Source organism: Maribacter sp. 2-571 (assembly GCF_050589625.1).
Classification (GTDB): Bacteria; Bacteroidota; Bacteroidia; order Flavobacteriales; family Flavobacteriaceae; genus Pelagihabitans.
The window spans coordinates 161,056-181,552 of sequence record NZ_JBNGOP010000001.1; the positions used below are offsets into that span (position 1 = coordinate 161,056).

The window sequence follows — 20,497 nt, forward strand, 5'->3', positions numbered from 1 at the left end:
GATCATTTTTTTTAAAAGTCAATGTTTAGGCCTAGTGTAAGTGTTCTAAAAATAGGGGTGCCGGCCCGTTGCGAACCATACGCCCTAGGGTTCGCACCATCGACGTGCTCTGGGTTGAACCCGTGATAATCGTCCGCAGTAACGTACAACAGGTTTTGACCGGTAGCATATACCCTTAGGCCATCCAAACCGAGACGCGAAACGGTGTCCGTGTCAAAATTGAAGCCAATGTTCACATTTCGAAGCGAGAAATAGTCCGCGCTGGCGATAACCTCGCTTGTCAATACTTTTTCCTGAATAAAGGAGGGATGGGAAACCAAACCGTCGGCAACCGCCTGGGCCTCTCCCCCACTTCTAGTTCTGTTGCCGAACCAGTTATAAAAGTATTGATCTCCAATGTTGTTTACTTGGGCCCCCAAACTGCCCTGTACCATAAAGGATACATCTACTTTTCCGATCTGAAACTCATTGGTAAAACTATAGATCAGATCTGGATAAGGGTCCCCTAAAATGGTTTTGTCTTCCTCGGTAATCAGGCCATCACCATTGAGATCTTTTACAATGGTATCATCGGCCTCACCGTTGATACGGTTCCAGGGATTGTCTACGTATGTGGTCCTGAAGGAGGTTTCGTCATAGGCGTCCGTATCCACTACATATCCCCAAAAGGAAGAGATAGGCTCTCCGACCCTATTGATCCATTGGGAGTTTCTACCGTAGGTATCCTCGATCAAGGCGTTGTTGGAATCACCAAAGCTCAATAGTTCATTTTCGTTGGTAGAGGCGATGATCGTGGAGTTCCAGCGAAAATTTTCTTTGACGATATTCTTCGTTCGCAGTTCAAATTCCACACCCCTGTTCTGAACTTCGCCCAGGTTTACGATTCCGCTTGAAAATCCTGTAATGTATGAAACCGGGTTTTGCAACAGCAGCTCGTCACTATTTCTTTGGTAGTAATCAATGGAGCCCGAAATTCTATTGTTCAAGAAACCATAGTCCAAACCGACCGTAAATTCCTCGGAGGCCTCCCATTGCAATAGCGCATTGGCGATGTTCAAGGGCGATATGCCCGAAACGATGCTTCCGTCCACAATGGCATTACTATTTTGCAAAAGCGCTAGGTAGGGCCATGTATTCACCACCTCATTGCCTACATTAAAGTTTTCGGCACCTGTAAAACCATAACTGCCCCTGAGTTTAAAGTTGCTTATGACATCACTGTTCAATAGAAAATCTTCCTTGGCCACGTTCCAACCGACCGAAACCGAGGGGAAATTACCCCACTTGGAATCTAGACCGAAAACGGAACTACCGTCCCTTCTAAAAGAGGCGTTGAACAGGTATTTGTCCTTGTAATCATAATTTATCCGAGCGAACATCCCAATTTTTTTCAGCTCGGTATTGGACTGAAATACGGTGGTATTGTCAGGGTTGGCGCCTTGTACATTTCTGAGGCGATCGTCGGTAAAACCGTTTGCATTTACCTGACTGGTCTCACTTTTACGCTGTTGTACCGTAAGCCCCCCTAACAAGCTGAGTTTATGATCGCCAAACATTTTGTTGTAGGACAGGGTATTATCGGAAATTAGCCTGGTACGGAACCTGTTCTCCAAAAAGTAGTTGGACCTTCCGGCACCGGCCGCATGGTAATTGACACCATCGTAACGATCTCTTTTCCGTTGTTCCAAGGTAACCCCCAAAGAGGTTTTGGCAACAAGGCCATCGGCCAACTTATAGCTCAAATAGGTAGAACCGAACAATTTGGTATTAAATTCATAATGTTGCCGCTCTACATATTGTTGATAGGGGTTGGAGTCGCCCGAAGTTCTTGGTCTTTCAGTGTTTCCATCATTATCCAGATCCAGATTGACCAAATGGTTCTCAAAAAAGTAATCTCCTACGCCAACATCCGGGTATACGGACCGATCGATAAACTGAAGGGTCTCTTGGGTATGAAAGATGGGCAACCATGGCGACTGCCGTGTGGGGTTATGGATCGAGGTAGGCAATCTTCTCTGTTTGGTATATGACGGGGATGCCCTAAGTCCGAATTTTAATTTCCTCCCGATCTTGGTATCAAATTTCAAGTTAGCGGTATACAGTTGATAATCATCCGTAATGACCACCCCTTCGTCGCTCAATGCGCGTAACGAAGCACTAAAACTGGTATCTTCCGTTCCCCCGCGAGCGGAAAGCGAATGGCTGGTTACGGTTCCCCCATCAAAGAAAACATCCTGCCAATCCCGATCGATACCGGTTGTGGCCACCAACAACTGGGCATATAAGGTCTCCCCGGAAAGGGTTCCGGTCGCCGCTTGCTCTTCCCGGGCCCAATCGGCCACACTTTTGCGGTAATCGTCGCTTCCATGGGCCTGTTTGTATCCGGTATAGGTTTGATAACTAAATTTTGTTTTTCCTGCCCTACCGCTTTTGGTGGTAATCAAAATCACCCCATTTGCGCCTTCACTACCATAAATAGCCGCGGAGGCGGCATCTTTAAGAATTTCAAAGGACTCCACATCGTTCATATCGATATTGGCAAAAAATTCCGAACTGACCACGATTCCATCGATCACCAAAGCAGGACCGGAGTCGGCGGTAACGGAACCGACACCCCTAATAGTAATGGTCGGGGCCCCTCCCGCTTCGGCGTTGGTCGCCTGAATGTTTACACCGGAAACCTGCCCTACCAAGGCATCGTCGACACGGGAAACGGCAATCTGGTCCAAGGATTCGTTGACCACCTTTGAAATCGATCCGGTTATCGTTGACTTCTTTTGGGTTCCGTACCCGATGACCACCACTTCATCCAATTGGCTCGTATCTTCCTGTAGTACGATGTTCAGACTGGTCTGTCCGTCGAGTATTACGGTTTGTCCGGCATAACCGATATAAGAGAATTGCAATGCCTCCCCACTGGAGACCGTTAAGGAAAAATTCCCATCAAAATCGGTCTGGGTACCGCGCGTGGTATTCAATACGATCACATTTGCTCCCGGAATGGGCACGTTGTTCGCATCTTTGACCGTTCCGGATACACTATAGGTATCCTGGGCGAATAATTGCAAATTGACCAACAAGGTCGCAATTATCAATAGTTTCGTTTTTAAGTTCATTTTCATTTCGTTAGTTTCAAAAGTTCAATTCGCTCCCCCAAAAATTTGGGAATGCTACCGATCGCGTTTAGTTATCGCCTATATGCAGCAAATTTTTGATAAGAAATCGTTACTTTTGAGTTCTTCAAATTTGCAGCAATGCGTGTTTGTCGAGTTTTACTTCCCTCCAAAGAAGTAAGTTTTTTAAAAAGGATAGGCGTGCACCTATCCTTTTTTTATTTCTGTGTTTTTTTCATGTACGCTTGTTTGATTATTTGGTAAACCAAATTGGTTTACCAGTTTGGATTACCAAATATATGTGAAGTAACAGTTAAAAAAAAATGAAATTTTCATTTAAATGTTAAAATTTTAGGCTACTGACAGTTTTGTTTGATGATTATCAAATAACTGTAAACGAAAGTATTATACCATTTTAACTTTGAAATAGCACTAATAAATCGTTTCTTTTTCAGCTGTCCTTCGTTAAAAAAAATAACCGTAGCTAAGGCTATGCTTAGATCCCCGGTCAAGCCGGGACAGGCTTTTTGCCTCGAACAACTAAAAAATAATTCAATTTCTATACGCGCGATTTCAAAGCTAAAATGGTATTACCCTTTTTCTTTGGCTTCCATAAAGTCCTCCCGTATGGGACTGAACACATCGATCAAAATTCCTTCTTTGGCGCAAATGGCACCGTGCAGTGTATGAGGTGGTATGTAAACCGTATCGCCACCTTTTACGGTTCTGGTCTGTTCCCCTATTGAAAATTCGAACTCTCCACTTTCCACATAAGTAACTTGGGAATGGTAATGCTCATGCTTGTACCCGATACCGCCTTCTTTAAAATGAACTTTTACTAACATGATCTTATCGTCATATCCCATAATCTTGCGTTGTACCCCTTCTCCGACCGTTTCCCAGTCGAGCTCCTGGTCCAATATAAATTCTTTACTTGCTCCGAATGTTTTCATCCTGTTATTACTATTTATTGGTTATCAAATGTTCTTGTTGGGTTGTGTTCCCCAGGTTCCGGTAGGCCCTCGATCCATGTCCATTATGGTTTCGACCAATGGTATCGTTTTGGCCATCGCCACTTCCTTTTCCTTAACTCCTTATTTCGGTGCCAGCCCAGGGCCCACGGTGGCTTCCCTAAACCACACTTCGGTAAAACAACCGTTTTCATATTGCTTGGCGATATCACCCCCGTAGGTTTCCGCACCGGCGCACCATACCATACTTTTTTCTGGGTCTTTTCCGTTGGTCTGGTTATAGGCGCCCTGTTTGAAAAAATTGAGCTCGCCCTTATAGCCCGCTGCCCGTTCGGTACCATCTTGCCCGATCGGCACGAACAGTTGCCGTACCTGTTCCGGCATATTGGACGGGTCGGTATACTCCGATGCAATAAGGTTTTTGGTAAAGGTTTTGGTTTTGTGGGTATCGCTCTTAAAGGTAAGGTACATAATACCCTTGTACACGTTTACCTCGTAACTGAATTCCTCGCCCAATGCTATTCCATCCTCCGGCTCTGCGGGATACGCGTTTTTCCCCGATCCGACAACGGACATATCGTGCCCCCATACCGCACTGGAATAATCCCATCTTTTGTCGTTGCTGCCTTCGGTATTGATTTCATAATTCCAGAATACCGAGCCTTTTTCGTGGCCCGGAAATTTTTTGTAAAATATTTTTAAGGGTTCATTTTCATGGCCTTCCCCACTGTGGATCTGCCCTACTACGGTAGCATAGGAAGCGGCAACCCTGGCATCACCGGAAACGGATACCTGCATTACCTTACAGGTACCGGTGAGCCTTCCGCCCTCTTCGGGCGTCCATTCCCGTTTTTCGTGCAGTTCCGTTCTGGTATTGCTGGAATTTTTTGAGGTGACCCCGGAATTAGGGGTTTTATACACGACCCATCTTCTGGTACCATCTATAACGGTATAGAAAAAATCCGGGTGTTCGAAACCGACCAAATTTTCCACATTGGTACCATCGCCCATCAGCATTTTAAACTTATCCATAAAAGGGATGACCTCGCTCGGATAAACGGTTTTTGCGCTCAGGCCATCATTGGCCCGAAAATATCCGGCATTGGATATCGCATCGTCACTAATGCTGATTGCCGCCGATCGGAACCAAACTTCGGCGTAATTCCCGTCCGCGTACTGCTTTTGAAGGTCTCCGCTATGGGTTTCGGCCCCCGAACACCATACCTTGTTGACCTTAGGGTCTTTTCCGTTCGTTTGGTTGTAACACCCCAGTTTAAAAAAGAGTCCTTCATCGGCATAGGCATTCTTGCGTTCTACCCCATCTTGACCAATAGGCACGAACAGGCTGTTTACTTGGTTCGGTATTTTTGAGGGTTCGGAATACTCGGAGGAGATCAGGTTTTTGGTAAACGTTTTCGTCTCGTGCCCTGCACTCGTAAAAGTAAGGTGCATCATCCCTTTTTCAATCTTAACGGCGTAACTGAACGCTTCGCCTAAGGCGATACCGTCTTCAGGTTCGGGCGGAAAACTATCTTTATCGGGACCTACCACGGAAAAATCATGGCCCCAAATTGGATAGGAATAGTCCCATCTGCGGGAGTTATCGTCACCCGCGGTATTGATTTCATAATTCCAAAAAACGGAGCCCTTGGTATGGCCCGGAAATTTTTTGTAGAATATTTTGAACGGTTCGTTTTCATGGCCATCGGCACTATGGATCTGCCCGACGACTACGGAGTACGATGCCGCAACACGGGCATCTCCCGTGGTGGCTACCTGCATTACCTTAAGGGTAGCCTCCATTTGCGCCTCGGTGGTCGGCAACCATTTTTTTAGTTGGGCCAGTTCTGTTCTGGTATTGTTGGAGGTACCATGGGTATTTCCCGCATTGGGTGTTTTAAAAACCACCCAATCACCGGCATCGTCCGAAGCGGTATAAAAGAAATCGCCGTTCTCATAGTCGGTCACTTCACCGGCGTTGGTACCATCGCCCAAAATAAGGTTCCAGTGCTGAAAAAATGGAATAACATCGCTAGCAAAAACCTGCTTCTTTTTTCCCTCCGCACAACAATTGAGCAGTACCAAAGCACTTGCCGTTAAAAAGAATGGGACAGCCTTTGCAGTCATTTTTTTGATTTTCATAGTAGCTCTTATATCGGTTGTTGCGTCTCGCCCATGGAAAACCAATTTCACCTTTTGGCAAGTTGAAACCTGTATTCGTTTAATTGGTTAACCAGTTTGGTTTACCAAATATACGTATATTTACAACTTATGCAAATAATTGTTTTCATCCACTAAGAAACTTATGGAAAATTCAGCGCCCCTAATTCGGGAACACTTCAAGAAAACCGGTACGGCGACCATAGCGACCTGCCTGTTTAAAAAAGGGCTCAAAAATCAATATATACAGCATGTGGTTCCCTTAAAAAAGATGACCGAACCTATGGTAGGACAAGCGTATACCTTGCGTTACATACCCGCTCGGGAGGACCTCAACACCATTGATGTATTTAAAGACCCAAAGCATCTGCAACGGGTGGCCGTGGAAACCTGTCCGAAAGACCATGTATTGGTCATCGATAGCAGGGCAAATGCCAGAGCGGCCTCCGCGGGTAGTATTTTGGCCAACCGATTGATGATCAGGGGTGTTGCCGGTATGGTTACCGATGGTGGTTTTCGGGATGCTGCGGAAATTGCCGACTTGGACTTTCCTTCCTTTCACCAACGACCTTCGGCCCCCACCAACCTCACCCTACACCAGGCCATTGCGGTCAACGAACCTATTGGCTGTGGCGACGTAGCGGTTTTCCCAGGGGATTATATCGTTGGCGATAACGACGGTGTTATGGTCATTCCCCAATATTTGGCAAGGGAAGTTGCGAAAGAATGCCTGCTTATGGAGGCCTATGAGGCGTTCGTTCTGGAAAAAGTGACTTCCGGGAGCCCGGTAATCGGGCTCTACCCTCTTACGGATTCCCGTTTGAAAGCAGCCTTCGAACAGTGGCTAAAGCAAAATCCTATATGAGGGTGTGCATTAAAATGCTTACTCTTCGGTAGCTGCAAGATGCAGAACATCGACCCTAGGATATGGCTTGCCCAGACCCTTGAGCGGTTACCTGACCACAGCATTCAAAAACTGGAAGAGCTGCTGCCCGGCTATCAAAAACTAGAGGTGTAGCTGCTCGGAGGCTTACTTATATTTTGCTAATCGAATTGAATCTAATTTTGATTTAGCAGCTTCGTATGTTTTTTTCAAACTTACATTATTTTTAAACCGCTTTCCAAAGGTATGCGCCTTTTCGATAGATTTTATTGTTTTATTGAATAGTCCATTTTTATAATACACCATATGCTCATACTCTGCATAATAAATATCATTTTTTGTGTTTGCCCCATATGTTTTGGCTAGTTCTAGGTATTCTAAAGCTTTTTTATACTGTCGCATCGGGAGAACCTGCCATCACATACGTTACAAAACAAAAAAGCCAGTTCATAAGTTGAACTGGCTTTTGTCGGGGTGGCAGTCCCGAAGCATCGGGAGAACCTGCCATCATACTTTACATAACAAAAAAGCCAGTTCATAAACGAACTGGCTTTCGTCGGGGTGGCAGAACTAACCGCCAAACCCTATAGTCTTAACAATCAAAATGTTACTCTTAAATTTTTAAACTAGGTAACCGAATAGGTAACTTTTGCTCGGATTTCCTCCGTACCATTAAAGGTAACTGAATATTTTAGAACAATCTAAACCAATCCCTATTAAATTCCGTGTTCCGGACTTTTTATTCCTTACTAGAATCTTTAACGGGAAAAGTAGTCCAGAACTCTGGATAACCCTAAAAAGTACTATCATCGCAATAGTTCGTGAGATTCATGAGCGGTGTGAATAACTGACATTTGAGGACTAAGAATTGTTGGGCTTTCTACCCATCGCAAACCTCCTTAAAGTGAGTTATCAGAAAATTTTTTCCGCTATAATTTTAATAGGTTGTCTATCGACATATTTAAATGCACAAAATGATACGGACCAAGACGACGGCAGGTATCAAAAAGAATTGTCGAAAACACCGTCCTTCTCCATCTACGGGGATAATTATTTCGTAACGGGAACCAGGATAAATGAATCGCCGAATTCTCAGAATAGCGACGCCAAATATCAACTCGGCTTTAAGCAAATTATATCAAGGGATTTATTGCCTTTTGATACTCATTTGTTTTTTACCTATCAACAAATCTCCTTTTGGGACATCTATCAAGATTCCTTTCCCTTTCGGGATACGAATTACAATCCATCCATTGGTCTAGGCAGACTGTTGTTCGATAAAGCCGGGGAAATAAACGGTGGTCTGTGGTTCGCTTTTGAACATCAATCCAACGGTCGCGACGAGGAGGACTCCAGAAGTTGGAACTATTTCTCCCTACTTTACTATAAAGCTTTTTCGGATAAATTCCATTCTTCCTTGGAGGCTTGGGCGCCGATCGGAACTAAAGATGGTAATCAAGACCTCTTGGAATATATCGGTTATGGTGAGTTGACTGCTACTTGGCGACCGACCGACATCCTCTTTATCGAGGGCAAATTCAGGAAAGCACTACGAGCTGATTGGCGCGGGAGTGCGCAAATTTCGGTGAACTTAAGATACTCTAAAAGAACGAATCAGTTTTTGTACCTCCAATACTTTGTGGGACAGGGCGAATCGATGTTGGACTATCAGATGAATTCGAATTTTCTAAGGATAGGAATTGTTTTCAAGGATTTGTTGTTTTGGGATTAGGCCTTGATAGTTTTTTACTGCTATTGTTTGAGATTGCCAGAACTAAATGTAGTACAAACTATGACCTTAACGAAATACGGTATAGTCCAAAGCCCACGCAATGGACTTTAATGTTTGCCAAATGTAGATCATAATAAAATTTATTTATTGGTTTGAACGACACCGTTGATATGGAGCAGTTGAACTCAAGGAAAACTTCTATTTCATATAATTCACGTGGTCAAAGAACGAGCCCCACGATAGCCTTATCTCAGTTTTTAGTACATGAATTCTTCAATAATTGAAACTTCTAAACGGATACCATCCGTAACTTTAAGAATAACTATAACTCTTAAAAATTTAAACGATGTACACATTACCTGAATTACAGTTCGCCTATGATGAATTGGAACCCTATATTGACGCAGAGACCATGCGTATTCACCATACCAAACATCATCAAGGATATACTGACAAGCTCAACAATGCTTTGAAAGAAGGCGGCTGGGAAAACGAAAACATGGAGGATATCTTGAGAAATATTTCCAAATACAATACGGCAGTTCGGAACAACGGTGGCGGATTTTATAATCATCGCCTGTTCTGGAACATTTTGGCTCCGGACAAAACCGAAATTCCGGAGGGTGAATTCAAAAACGCCTTTTACGAAACTTTTGGTACCATGGAGAATTTTATTGGTCATTTCGGCGATGCCGCGAAATCACGATTCGGTTCGGGGTGGGCGTGGCTTTCGGTTGAAGATTCTGGAAAGCTTTTTATTTCAAGTACTGCAAATCAAGACAATCCACTGATGGACACTGAAGAACAAAACGGGACTCCCATTTTAGGCTTGGATGTTTGGGAGCATGCCTATTATTTGAATTATCAAAATAGAAGACCCGACTACGTGAGCGCCTTCTTTGAACTAATTGACTGGCCTACCGTGGCTACAAACTATATGAATACGAAGTAAGATATTAATTTGATAGTTAAATAGCTCCCTAGAAAACTTGAATTGGTTTTCTAGGGAGTTCTTCGTTTAGATAAACCGATCACCCTAAAAAGTAATATGAAAGCATCAATTAGTGTTACGGAATTTTTGAAGGATTTAAACAATTTTGAAAAAACTTAATTCTATAGTCATGAAGTCCACCTTACTATGTTCACTGGTCATATTACTATCGATTTCCTGTAAAGATGGGACGTCACAAACAAATAAGAATTCCGAAGATTCCGGTCAAGAAACTGCCGATTTGATCATCACCAATGGTCGTATTGCGATCATGGATAAAAGTAGGTCTACAGTCGAGGCCATAGCGATAAAAGACGGGTTGATTTCCGGAGTGGGCACCACGGCAGCCTTGCAAGATTTTAAAGGTGAGAATACGCAAATCATTGATGTTAAGGGCAAAACCGTTATACCGGGCTTGAACGATTCGCATTTGCATCTTACCCGTGGGGGGCGTTTTTACAATGCCGAACTTCGATGGGATGGCGTAAAGACATTGAAAAGGGCTCTTGAAATGCTCAAGGAACAGGCAGAAAGAACTCCTGACGGACAATGGGTACGCGTTATTGGAGGTTGGAGTCCATATCAATTTGAAGAAAACCGATTTCCTACTCCCGAAGAAATCAACGAAGCTACCGGAGACGTCCCTACGTACGTCTTATTTCTCTACAGTAGAGGCTGGCTCAACCAAGCCGCGTTGAAAGAACTCCAAATAGATGAAACTACGAAGGCTCCCGAAGGAAGCACTTTTGAAAAGGGCGAGGACGGTAAATTGACCGGCGTACTGTTGGCGGAACCGAACCCTGGAATTCTATACGCACGTATAGGAGCACTTCCTCCGCTGAACGAAGATCAAATGGTGAATTCTACCAAACAATTCTACCGTGAACTCAACCGATTGGGTGTTACCAGTGGAATCGATGCGGGCGGAGGCGGACATAAATTCCCAAAAGACTATTCCGGAACCAAGGTGTTGGCCGAAGATGGTGAAATGCCCATACGATTGTCATATTATCTTTTTCCACAGAACAAAGGGGAAGAATTTCAGGAATTTGAGACTTGGATGGACAATAATACCATATTTCACGATGGTGCATTGCATCTTGATCATGGTTATGAATTGGAAGGCGGTGGTGAATTTTTAGTATGGAGTGCAGGCGATTTTGAAAATTTTCTAGCGCCCCAGCCGATGTTGAAGGATAGAAAGAATTGGCGACCGGAATTGAAGAAGATCGTTACACTTTTGGTGAACAAGAAATGGCCCTTTCGAATACATGCTACCTACGGTGAGACCATTGCTCAGTTTTTGGATGTATTTGAAGAGGTTAACAAGGAGACCAACAACGGATTTTCCAATATTAGGTGGGCCATCGACCATGCGGAGACCGTAACGGAAGAACAACTACAGCGTATCAAGGATTTAAATGGAGGTGTTGCGGTACAGGCACGAATGGCTTATGCGGGCGAGTTCTTCGTAGAACGCTATGGAAAGGAAAAGGCGGCCCAAGCACCCCCTGTTCGAAAAATTTTGGATATGGAAATCCCTATTGGAGCGGGTACCGATGGCACACGTGTAGCTAGTTATAATCCATGGCCGGCGTTACATTGGTTGGTGTCTGGCAAAACGGTTGGAGGACTCCAATATATGGAGGCCGGAAATAGAATGTCGCGTGAAGAGGCCCTTCACCTATACACGAAGGGAAGCGCCTGGTTCTCACAGGAGGAAGATGTAAAGGGTACTTTGGAGAAGGGAATGTATGCGGATTTTGCAGTACTGTCAGACGATTACTTCAACATTCCGGAATCGGAAATCAACAACCTGCATTCGGTCTTGACCGTCACCAATGGGAAGGTGGTATACGCGGCGAACGAATTTGAAAATCTCAACCCAGAGTTACCCGAGGTTTTACCGGAATGGTCTCCTGTCAAATATTTTGGCGGATATCAAGACAACTAAGCTCAAAAGAAAATAGAACCCATGGAAACTACGACGTTACAGCTGAACAAATTTCAAAAATGGATGAAACAGATTCTCCATACGAAAGTACCTCACGGTAGGCCTGATTTATTACTGTTGGTATATCGTGTAGCGATTTCCGTGGCTTTTTTGTTCATACACGGATCAAAGAAAATCCTGAATTTTCAAGAAGAGGTACAGCACATCCCAGACCCCTTTAATATGGGGGGTTATACAGCCACCATAATAGCAATATTCTCGAATGTGATTTGCTCGATATTCGTTGCCATGGGGCTTTTCACAAGAGTTTTCGCTATTGGCGCTTTTATGATTCCGTTCATCGGGCTAACCATTGTTCATGCGAACGATCCATGGGTCGTCAGGGATGTTCCCTTGATGTACTCCTTGGCGTTTTTGGTGATTATCATATTGGGTCCCGGAAAGTATTCTGCCGATCGCATAATTAGCAAGCTGTGGTTCAAAGAGGAAAACTACTAATACGACAAAAAGCTATGGAACCTAAGAATAATTTAAACACTAGAAGGTCATTTTTAAGGAATATTACATGGGGAGCCACTGGACTATCATTGGGCTCAACGGTGTTACAGTCGTGTGGCGAGGTAAACGCGCAATCGGATATCTCTTCCGTGGCATCTACGTTGAAAGGTAACATAGGCACGACAGTGACACGTAAGAATATTGCGACTATGGCAGCGGATGACCCAGAGTTACAACTTCTTAAAGATGCTATCGGTATTCTTAGAAAACGTAGCGCAGATTGGCCCTTGGATCCAGCCGGATGGAGTGAGAACGGTGCCTTGCACACCAAATTTTGTGCGACTACCGAGTTTAGCTATCAGGTGCATTACAGTTGGTATGTATGGCCATGGCATAGAACGTACTTGTGGACATTGGAGAAAAAGCTGCAACATGCGGTACGGGAACCGAAACTGGCCCTACATTATTGGGATTGGACAAAAAAGCCCGGTATACCAGAGCAATATCAAGGTGGTGATTCCAATCCTCTATATAATGATACGCGCCGTGTTAATCCGGATGACATTATCCCTTTCGATTTTATGAATATGGGGCCAGCCCTAAGGGCAAAGAAGTTTTCAACTTTTGGCGGCTATCCGTTTTACAAAGATGGTAGCGAGCCTCAAATCGATGGAATGGCCGAGCAGAGCTTTCACAATAACATCCACAATTGGATCGGTGGTGAAATGGCCGGTTTCGTAGCTGCAGGTTATGACCCCATTTTCTATGGCCATCATGGCAACTGCGATCGTTTTTGGCAGGCTTGGTTGGATGCCGATCCAAATCATCAAAATCCGACCGATGAGGAATTTTTAGAAAAGGTATTTTACTTCACCGATGAAAAAGGTAAGCCCATAGAGATTAAAGTGAAAGATGTTCTAGATACTGAAAAACTGGGCTATCGTTTTGAAGATTTGGATTTTAATAGCCCAGATGGAGATTATAATTCAAGGGAAGATTTAATCGTGCCTTCTTACGATTTGGTGAAGGCATCGTCTGTCTACAATACTTCCATTGAAGAGGAACAGAAAGTTCAAATGCTTACGAAAACGGACGGAAACGAGGTTACACAGGTTCGACTCAAATTTGAAAGGGCGAAATTACCCTATATGCCTTACTGTTCCAGGGTATTTTTTCTATTTGGAAACACAGAGCCTAACGCCGATAATTGCAAGTACATAGGCACCTTTACCATTCTTCCTATTGTATCCGCTGAAGAAGGTAAGCTGGAAAAAGATGTATACATGCACGTGGAAATTACGAAAGGCATAGCCCAAAAAATACAGAATAAAGAGGCCATCAAAGTATTTTTCGAACCGGTTCAAGTACGTGGTAGAAATATTCCGGATGAACCATTGCAGATTGAGGAAATAACTTTTGAGCTCTTGACGTGATACGATTTTTAAGAATAGCGATTATATTCACAGGAATCGGTATTCTGATGATGGCTTACTATGTATTCTTTACCGAACCCGGAGAAAAAATTTCCGAGAATTACAATACTTCTCAAAACCGTCTCGAGTTGGTGGAGAATCGCTTGAAAAGCTCCAAAATTCCCGACTTTAGTTTTACCAACCAATACGGGGAAGAAGTTACACAGGTTGACGTAACGGATAAAATTTACATCGCCGATTTCTTTTTTACATCCTGCCCCTCCATATGTCCTGTAATGGGCGGAAACAAACAACGCCTTCAAGAATACTTCAGGGACAACGACAATTTTATGATACTTTCCCATTCAATCGACACTCTAAACGACTCCGTATCGGTACTAAGGGAATATTCAGAAAATCTGGATGCAATCCGCGGTAAATGGCACTTGGTTACGGGTTCGTATGGTGCTATCGATAAAATCGCCAAGGAGTACTATGTTACCGCAAAGAAAGACGAATTAGCGCTCAACAGCTTCGTTCATGACGGAAGTTTTATCCTTGTGGACAGAAAACGGAGAATTCGGGGTATTTATGATGGTACCAACGTTCAAAGTACATCAGACCTGATCGCAGATATCGATATCTTACTCAATGAATAACAAAGCCGCACTGACATTCTTCATATTGGGTTTCTTCTTCTATCAATTAGGGGCGCAAGTCGTAAATGAGCCGAAACCTTTTGCATATGGTGTGCTCAGTCAATATGACGATTTCTCCTTTTTAAGAAATGTACAGAACAGAAATACCTACGACAAGATTAAGTTCATTCCGTTTGGCGAAAACGGCTCGCTATCCTTTGGGGGAAGCTACCGGACGCAATTCGAATATTTCAATGACCAGGATTTTATTGAAGGAGCAACCGACAGTTGGGTCTTAGGTCGACTGATGTTACATGCTGATGTCCGTCACGATAATTGGCAATTTTTTGCGCAATTGAACAGTAGTTCAATAGTGTCAAAAGAGAATCCATCTCCGGTAGACCGTGATGAACTTGCTTTCAATCAACTTTTCTTGAAATATGACGATGATAACTGGGTCTTTAAGGTGGGGCGAGAAAACCTATCTTATGGCAGTAGCCGTATTATATCCTTTAGGGAGGGACCCAATGTACGGCGCTACTTCGATGGTGTCAATGTGATACGACGCCTGGACAAAATAAAACTAGAAGCATTCTATTATCAGATAGTGGGAATAAATCCTTTTGCTTTCGACAACGATGTTTTGGATGGGGATGAATATATTTTCGGAACCTACAATACATTTTCCAACAGTTCAAAAAACCAAAATCTGGATATCTACTATCTGAAATTTGGGAAGGACGAAGTCCGCTACCAACAAGGAACAGCGGAAGAAAATAGGCACTCTTTAGGTCTTCGCTATTTTGGGAACATAAATTCGAAATTGAGTTTTAATTCGGAATTCCTCTACCAATTCGGCCGATTTGGTCAAACGGATATCTCCGCTTGGACCGCCTCTATGAACTTGGCCTACAAAATGACTTTAGGGTCAGGAGATTTGACATTTGACCTGAAAAGCGAAATCATCTCGGGCGATGATAATCCTATGGACAATGAACTGAATACCTTTAACGCCCTCTACCCTAGAGGAGCCTATTTCGGAAGAATTGCGCAATTTGGCCCCGCCAATCTTATCGATGTCCATCCTTCGCTGACCTATAACACCAATAAATGGACTTTCTTTACGGATTATGTGGCCTTCTGGAGAGAATCTACCGACGATGGAATTTATGGTGCCGGTCTCAATCTGTCATACGAAGATCTCAATGATGAACAATTTATTGCCCATCAAGTCGGGGCCGCCATATCCTACAATTTTTCTGCTTCATTAAGCTTCGGAATGGAATCGAATTACCTCATTCGTGGGGACTTTATCGAAGCCTCGGGTCTCGGTACGAACACCCTTCATTTTTTATGTGAAGCGCAGCTTAAATTTTAATTGGCCCAATAATAACCGGGGCTTGCAATTTTAGAGACTGAAGTATTTTATGAAACATTGCTTCTGGGACCGATTTTCCAAATAGGTTGTTTCAATGTATTGCAACTTCCCAGTAGATTCAATCTTTAATTTATTCCTCGGATGTCTCTGTCGTGACTTCCTCTGGTGCTATTACCTTGTTCCATCCACCACCCAGAGCTCTATACAGTTCAATCGTAGCACTGATTTTGGCAAATCGGGTGTTGATCAATGATATCTGCGCGTCTAGTAAATTGGTATCGGCAATAAGCACGTCTAAATAATTTGTAAAACCGTTTTGATACAATTTTAGCGAGTAGTTCGATGCATTCTTTAAAAAATCTACTTGCTCATCGGTAACATTGTATTGCTCCGTTATAGAATTATAGGTCAGATAGGCGTCGGCCACTTCTTGATAACTGATCAATAGTGTTCGCTCGAATTCGAGCAAGGCAGACTGTTGATCGATTTTCGCCACTTCGTAAGCCGTCCTGATTTTCCGGTTGTTCAACAAGGGATGTGTAATTCCTGCAACAAGATCATTGAAAAACGATGCACTACTGATCCAGTCGCTTGCATCGAGACTATTGAATCCTGCAGTTCCTCCCAAGGTCAATTTTGGGTAAAACTCGGTTTTGGCAACGTTGGTCAGCTCGAAGGCGTTGATTAGGTTAAACTCCGCTTGGATCACATCTGGCCGGTTTCTTAGAATGGCAGACGGTAACCCGACGGAAGTATTCAGATTGGGCGGTCTTTCCCGAAAGTCGCCTCTTTCGATTTCCCTTGGGGATTTGCCCAGAAGAATACTGAACGCATTTTCGGTCGTTTTGATTTCCAGTTCCAACTGTAATTCCAAAAGTTCAGCTATTTTTAATTGTGAACCTGCTTGTTGTACGGCCACCTCACGTTCCCGGCCCGCCTCCTTCAGTTTTTGTGTGATATCGAAGCTATTTTTCCGTGCCTCTACCGTTTGCCGGGCAATGAATAACTGTTCGTCCAAAGCGATCAACTCGTAATAGAGCGTACCGATGTTGGCGATCAAGGCCGTTCGTACCAAGCGCTGTCCCGCCTCCGTAGCGAGATAGGCGGCAGCGGTGGCCTTTTTATTACTGGTAATAGCGCCCCAGATATCAAGTTCCCAATTAAGGGTTCCCGAAAGGTTGTACTGTTCGATTCTGCTCGAACCTCCGGCCGGATTTCCTTCTTGATCTCCTCCTCCGAACTGTAGTCCCTGAATGCCGTTACCGCTAAATTTCGAGGAAGTCGCAGAGCCATCTAGCGATAAGGTAGGCAGGTATCCCGCCTTTCCCTGTTTGTATTGTGCTTGGGCTCTCAGTATATCTTGTAAAGCAAGTTGTGCATCGTAATTTGTTGTCAGGGCCTCGTTGATATGATTGCGCAGTACGGTATCCTCGAACAGCTCTTCCCAAGGCATCATGGCCATTGATATGGAATCGTTATCCTTAAAATCTCTAAAGTTATCAGGTATCTCGATTTCCGGGGTTACGTATTCTTTTGTGACCAGGCAAGACTGTAACGCCAGCACTATCAGGATAATCGATATGATTTTTAATGTATGTGGTTTAAGCCTCATTTGGAATACTTTTTTTATCCGTTTCTTCGGAAGCAACTGGTTTGCCTGATATTTTTTCCTGTAACGATTGAAACACGATGTATAGGAACGGTATCAAGAATATTCCGATAAACGTTCCTATGATAATACCTCCGGCTGCACCCGTACCTATAGAATTATCTCCCCTTGAACCCACACCAGATGCAATTACCAATGGAATCATACCTGCACCGAATGCCAAGGATGTCATTAAAATCGGCCTTAACCGCACTTCTGCGCCCGCTATGGCGGAGTCTACAATCGAAGCTCCGTTTTTTCTTCTTTGAATCGCAAATTCCACAATCAGAATGGCATTCTTGGCCAACAGCCCGATAAGCATCACCAATGCAATCTGAAAGTATATGTTACTTTGTAGTCCGAAAATCGCCGTAAAGAAATAAGCTCCGGCAATACCTCCTGGTAGCGACAGGATTACTGCAAATGGAATTAGATAACTCTCATACTGCGCTGCCAGGAAAAGAAAGACGAAGAGCAGGCTTAGGCCGAATATCGTTATAAGCTCTCCCGAGGCATCGACCTCGGTTCTTGTTAATCCAGAAAAGTCTATACTGTACCCCTGCTCAAGATTCTCGGCTACTTCTTGAATTGCCGAAATCGCTTCACCTGTACTGTAGCCCGGCCCGGTGGACCCATTAATAGTGACTGAGTTAAAAAGATTGAATCTGTTCACGAATTGGGGGCCATAGGTACGTTCTAAGGTTACGAACTCCCCTATGGGTGCCATTTTATCATTTGCGGTCTTTATGTACAATTCATTGATATCCGCCACATCTTCCCTGTCTTCCGGCAAAGACTGAAGAAATACGCGATATTGCTTACCGAACCGACTAAAATTGTTCACGTAAATTCCACCGACATAACCTTGCATTGTAGCCAGAACATCGCTGATGGCGATACCAGACAACTTTATCCTATCGGTATTCAACGTCATGGTATATTGCGGAAAGCTTGTATTGAACGAGCTTTGGGCAAATGCAATTTCCGGTCGTTGGGTCAAGGCTCCAGAGAATTCTTTGGCGACCCTATCCTGTTCGATAAAACTAGCCTCCGAATCATTCAAAAGGTTGACAACAAAACCATCTGAATTTCCAAACCCGGGAATTTGTGGGGGTTGAAAAAATACCATTTGTGCATCTGCAATTTGGGCCGCAACACCAAAGAGTTGACCGCTAATACTTTCGATGGAGAGGGAATCGGCCACTCGCTCATCCCAACCATCCAATACAATAAATGAGAGTGCATATGGGCTACCTGCCCCGGAAAAGAAATTTTGACCATTGATTACGGAGACACTTTTCACTCCATGTATTTGAGCTGCCAAATTTTCAAATTTTTCCGTTGCCTTTGCCGTTCTTGCCAAGGAAGCGCCGGGCGGGAGTTCAATATTGGCAAATAGAATACTTCTATCTTCGGTCGGGACAAAACCCGTCGCAAGTGACGTGTTGTAGTAATATAGAACGGCGACAGCACCGACGAGCGCTAATGGAACAATCCACTTGTGCTTCCATGTATAACCAATCGTATTGCCATACTTTTTGGTCAGTTTATCAAAACCTTGATTGAAGCGATTCTTCGCCTTTGTCAAGAAATTTTCCTTTTTATCGCTAGTCTCTTCCTCCTCGGGTTTCAAAAACAAAGCCGACAGCGCTGGACTAAGGGATAAAGCATTGATAGCAGAAATAATGATGGCTACGATGAGCGTAATACCGAATTGCTGATAAAACACCCCGGTAGGACCACTTAAGAACGTAACCGGTACAAATACCGCGCACATAACCAAGGTGATGGATATGATCGCTCCCGCAATTTCACTCATCGCATCTTTTGTAGCTTTCAAAACATTCTGTTCCCCTTCTTCTAACTTTGCCTGAATGGCTTCGACCACCACAATGGCATCATCTACCACGATTCCGATAGCGAGTACGAGGGCGAACAGTGTCAATAGATTTATGGAATACCCGAAGATGAGCAGGAAAAAAAACGTACCCACGATGGAGACAGGAACGGCGATTGCCGGAATGAGGGTAGTTCGCCAGTTTTGAAGAAAAATAAATACAACAAGGAAAACCAGCAGAAAGGCCTCTATCAAAGTTGAGACTACACCCGAAATGGATTCTTCGAGAAAATTGTTGATGTTGTAGTTTATAGTCAGTTTCAATCCTTTTGGAAACTCCTTTTCCATCTCATCGAACTTTCCTTGAATTTCCTGAATAATCGCTTGGGCATTGGAGCCAGGCGTTTGAAAAATTCCAGCGTTTACCGAAGGATAATCCCCAAATACGGAAACGGTATTGTAGGAATAGGCATCCAATTCCACTTCCGCTACGTCTTTAAGTTTGAGTAGGCGATTGTTGTCCAATGCCTTAATCACGATGTCATCATACTTCTCGGCGTCCTTAAAGCGGCCCTCATACTGAATGACATATTCAAAGGCCCCTCCGGAATTTTGACCCAACGCTCCGGGTGCGGCTTCGATACTTTGTTCATTTAAAGCCGCTACCACATCGGCAGGAACCAGATTATACGCTCTAAGCTTTTCGGGTTTGATCCATATTCTAATGGAATAATTTTTATCTCCAAACGGACTCACCTCTCCAACACCATCGATGCGCAATAGTTCCGGGACAATGTTGATATTTAGATAATTTGAAATATAGGTAGCGTCGTAATCCTCATTTTCGGAATACAGTCCAAAATAGATGAGCGCACTTACTTGTTGCTTTTGCGTTATCACACCATTCTGCAAAACCTCTGCGGGTAATAGACTATTGGCACGAGCGACCCTGTTTTGAACATTAACAGCGGCAATATCGGGGTCTACGCCTTGGTTGAAATATACGGTGATCGAGGCTGTACCGTTATTACTGGCCGTGGAAGTAATGTAGTCCATTCCCTCTACTCCGTTCACTTCTTCCTCAATCGGAATGATGACACTCTCTAAGATAGTCTCGGCGCTCGCCCCAGGGTAGGAAGTTGTCACACTAATCGTTGGCGGTGCGATTTCCGGGTATTGGGTCACCGGCAGACTCTGCAAACCAAGCACACCTAAAATCACGATAATCAACGAAATTACCGTAGACAATACAGGGCGTTCTATAAAAGTATTTAGCATTTGA

The 20,497-nt window shown here is 43.9% G+C and carries 14 protein-coding genes and 1 pseudogene; 9 read left to right on the forward strand and 6 right to left on the reverse strand.

Translation table 11 applies throughout. The features are described 5' to 3' along the window. Window positions 1–11: 11 nt before the first annotated feature. The 3 genes from ACRD7P_RS00620 to ACRD7P_RS00630 form a co-directional block, all read right to left on the reverse strand. Entirely contained in the window at window positions 12–3,116 is a 3,105-nt protein-coding gene (locus ACRD7P_RS00620; RefSeq protein ID WP_430905526.1) for a SusC/RagA family TonB-linked outer membrane protein, read from the reverse strand. A 587-nt stretch (window positions 3,117–3,703) separates the two neighbouring features. Beyond that, window positions 3,704–4,066 (reverse strand): cupin domain-containing protein, encoded by a 363-nt coding sequence (locus tag ACRD7P_RS00625; RefSeq protein WP_430905527.1) that lies wholly within the window; start codon window positions 4,064–4,066, stop codon window positions 3,704–3,706. Window positions 4,067–4,207: 141 nt separating this feature from the next. After that, window positions 4,208–6,226 (reverse strand): polysaccharide lyase family 7 protein, encoded by a 2,019-nt coding sequence (locus ACRD7P_RS00630; RefSeq protein WP_430905528.1) that lies wholly within the window; start codon window positions 6,224–6,226, stop codon window positions 4,208–4,210. A gap of 163 nt (window positions 6,227–6,389) precedes the next feature. Here ACRD7P_RS00630 and ACRD7P_RS00635 point away from each other — a divergent pair, with 163 nt between their 5' ends. Both ACRD7P_RS00635 and ACRD7P_RS00640 read left to right on the forward strand, forming a co-directional pair. Beyond that, window positions 6,390–7,109 carry a ribonuclease activity regulator RraA gene (locus ACRD7P_RS00635; RefSeq protein ID WP_430905529.1) on the forward strand — a complete coding sequence of 240 codons (720 nt, stop codon included), beginning with the start codon at window positions 6,390–6,392 and terminating at the stop codon, window positions 7,107–7,109. Between the two features lie 33 nt (window positions 7,110–7,142). Next, window positions 7,143–7,262 (forward strand): annotated as a pseudogene (locus tag ACRD7P_RS00640) (transposase domain-containing protein); the annotation flags it as partial. A 12-nt stretch (window positions 7,263–7,274) separates the two neighbouring features. Here the strand turns inward: ACRD7P_RS00640 and ACRD7P_RS00645 are convergent. Next, entirely contained in the window at window positions 7,275–7,529 is a 255-nt protein-coding gene (locus ACRD7P_RS00645; protein WP_430905530.1) for a hypothetical protein, read from the reverse strand. 502 nt (window positions 7,530–8,031) lie between these two features. Between ACRD7P_RS00645 and ACRD7P_RS00650 the strand changes: the two genes are divergently transcribed. The 7 genes from ACRD7P_RS00650 to ACRD7P_RS00680 all read left to right on the forward strand — a co-directional run bounded on the left by ACRD7P_RS00650 (window position 8,032) and on the right by ACRD7P_RS00680 (window position 15,730). Beyond that, window positions 8,032–8,859, forward strand: a complete 828-nt coding sequence (locus tag ACRD7P_RS00650; RefSeq protein WP_430905531.1) for a phospholipase A — start codon at window positions 8,032–8,034, stop codon at window positions 8,857–8,859. A gap of 346 nt (window positions 8,860–9,205) precedes the next feature. After that, window positions 9,206–9,811 carry a superoxide dismutase gene (locus ACRD7P_RS00655; protein WP_430905532.1) on the forward strand — a complete coding sequence of 202 codons (606 nt, stop codon included), beginning with the start codon at window positions 9,206–9,208 and terminating at the stop codon, window positions 9,809–9,811. A gap of 169 nt (window positions 9,812–9,980) precedes the next feature. Continuing rightward, window positions 9,981–11,804 (forward strand): amidohydrolase, encoded by a 1,824-nt coding sequence (locus ACRD7P_RS00660; RefSeq protein WP_430905533.1) that lies wholly within the window; start codon window positions 9,981–9,983, stop codon window positions 11,802–11,804. Window positions 11,805–11,825: 21 nt separating this feature from the next. Continuing rightward, a complete protein-coding gene (locus ACRD7P_RS00665; RefSeq protein WP_430905534.1) occupies window positions 11,826–12,302 on the forward strand; it encodes a DoxX family protein in 477 nt (158 codons plus the stop codon). Between the two features lie 14 nt (window positions 12,303–12,316). Next, window positions 12,317–13,735, forward strand: coding sequence for a tyrosinase family protein (locus ACRD7P_RS00670; RefSeq protein WP_430905535.1), 1,419 nt, complete (start codon window positions 12,317–12,319; stop codon window positions 13,733–13,735). Then, window positions 13,732–14,373 carry an SCO family protein gene (locus ACRD7P_RS00675; RefSeq protein WP_430905536.1) on the forward strand — a complete coding sequence of 214 codons (642 nt, stop codon included), beginning with the start codon at window positions 13,732–13,734 and terminating at the stop codon, window positions 14,371–14,373. Before ACRD7P_RS00670 ends, ACRD7P_RS00675 begins: the two co-directional genes overlap by 4 nt. Then, a complete protein-coding gene (locus ACRD7P_RS00680; RefSeq protein ID WP_430905537.1) occupies window positions 14,366–15,730 on the forward strand; it encodes an alginate export family protein in 1,365 nt (454 codons plus the stop codon). The genes ACRD7P_RS00675 and ACRD7P_RS00680 overlap by 8 nt, the downstream gene beginning before the upstream one ends. 130 nt (window positions 15,731–15,860) lie before the next feature. On the opposite strand, the gene ACRD7P_RS00685 is transcribed toward ACRD7P_RS00680, so the two are convergent. Together ACRD7P_RS00685 and ACRD7P_RS00690 are read right to left on the reverse strand one after the other, a co-directional pair. Beyond that, window positions 15,861–17,342 carry a TolC family protein gene (locus tag ACRD7P_RS00685; protein WP_430905538.1) on the reverse strand — a complete coding sequence of 494 codons (1,482 nt, stop codon included), beginning with the start codon at window positions 17,340–17,342 and terminating at the stop codon, window positions 15,861–15,863. Beyond that, window positions 17,332–20,493 carry an efflux RND transporter permease subunit gene (locus ACRD7P_RS00690; RefSeq protein ID WP_430905539.1) on the reverse strand — a complete coding sequence of 1,054 codons (3,162 nt, stop codon included), beginning with the start codon at window positions 20,491–20,493 and terminating at the stop codon, window positions 17,332–17,334. The genes ACRD7P_RS00685 and ACRD7P_RS00690 overlap by 11 nt, the downstream gene beginning before the upstream one ends. Between the last annotated feature and the right edge of the window lie 4 nt (window positions 20,494–20,497).

Coding starts and splice junctions, on each gene's coding strand:
- ACRD7P_RS00630 (WP_430905528.1), bottom strand. CDS start 6,226: ATGAAAATCAAAAAAATGACTGCAAAGGCTGTCCCATTCTTTTTAACG.
- ACRD7P_RS00690 (WP_430905539.1), bottom strand. CDS start 20,493: ATGCTAAATACTTTTATAGAACGCCCTGTATTGTCTACGGTAATTTCG.
- ACRD7P_RS00635 (WP_430905529.1), top strand. CDS start 6,390: ATGGAAAATTCAGCGCCCCTAATTCGGGAACACTTCAAGAAAACCGGT.
- ACRD7P_RS00665 (WP_430905534.1), top strand. CDS start 11,826: ATGGAAACTACGACGTTACAGCTGAACAAATTTCAAAAATGGATGAAA.
- ACRD7P_RS00660 (WP_430905533.1), top strand. CDS start 9,981: ATGAAGTCCACCTTACTATGTTCACTGGTCATATTACTATCGATTTCC.
- ACRD7P_RS00645 (WP_430905530.1), bottom strand. CDS start 7,529: ATGCGACAGTATAAAAAAGCTTTAGAATACCTAGAACTAGCCAAAACA.
- ACRD7P_RS00655 (WP_430905532.1), top strand. CDS start 9,206: ATGTACACATTACCTGAATTACAGTTCGCCTATGATGAATTGGAACCC.
- ACRD7P_RS00620 (WP_430905526.1), bottom strand. CDS start 3,116: ATGAACTTAAAAACGAAACTATTGATAATTGCGACCTTGTTGGTCAAT.
- ACRD7P_RS00625 (WP_430905527.1), bottom strand. CDS start 4,066: ATGAAAACATTCGGAGCAAGTAAAGAATTTATATTGGACCAGGAGCTC.
- ACRD7P_RS00680 (WP_430905537.1), top strand. CDS start 14,366: ATGAATAACAAAGCCGCACTGACATTCTTCATATTGGGTTTCTTCTTC.
- ACRD7P_RS00685 (WP_430905538.1), bottom strand. CDS start 17,342: ATGAGGCTTAAACCACATACATTAAAAATCATATCGATTATCCTGATA.
- ACRD7P_RS00670 (WP_430905535.1), top strand. CDS start 12,317: ATGGAACCTAAGAATAATTTAAACACTAGAAGGTCATTTTTAAGGAAT.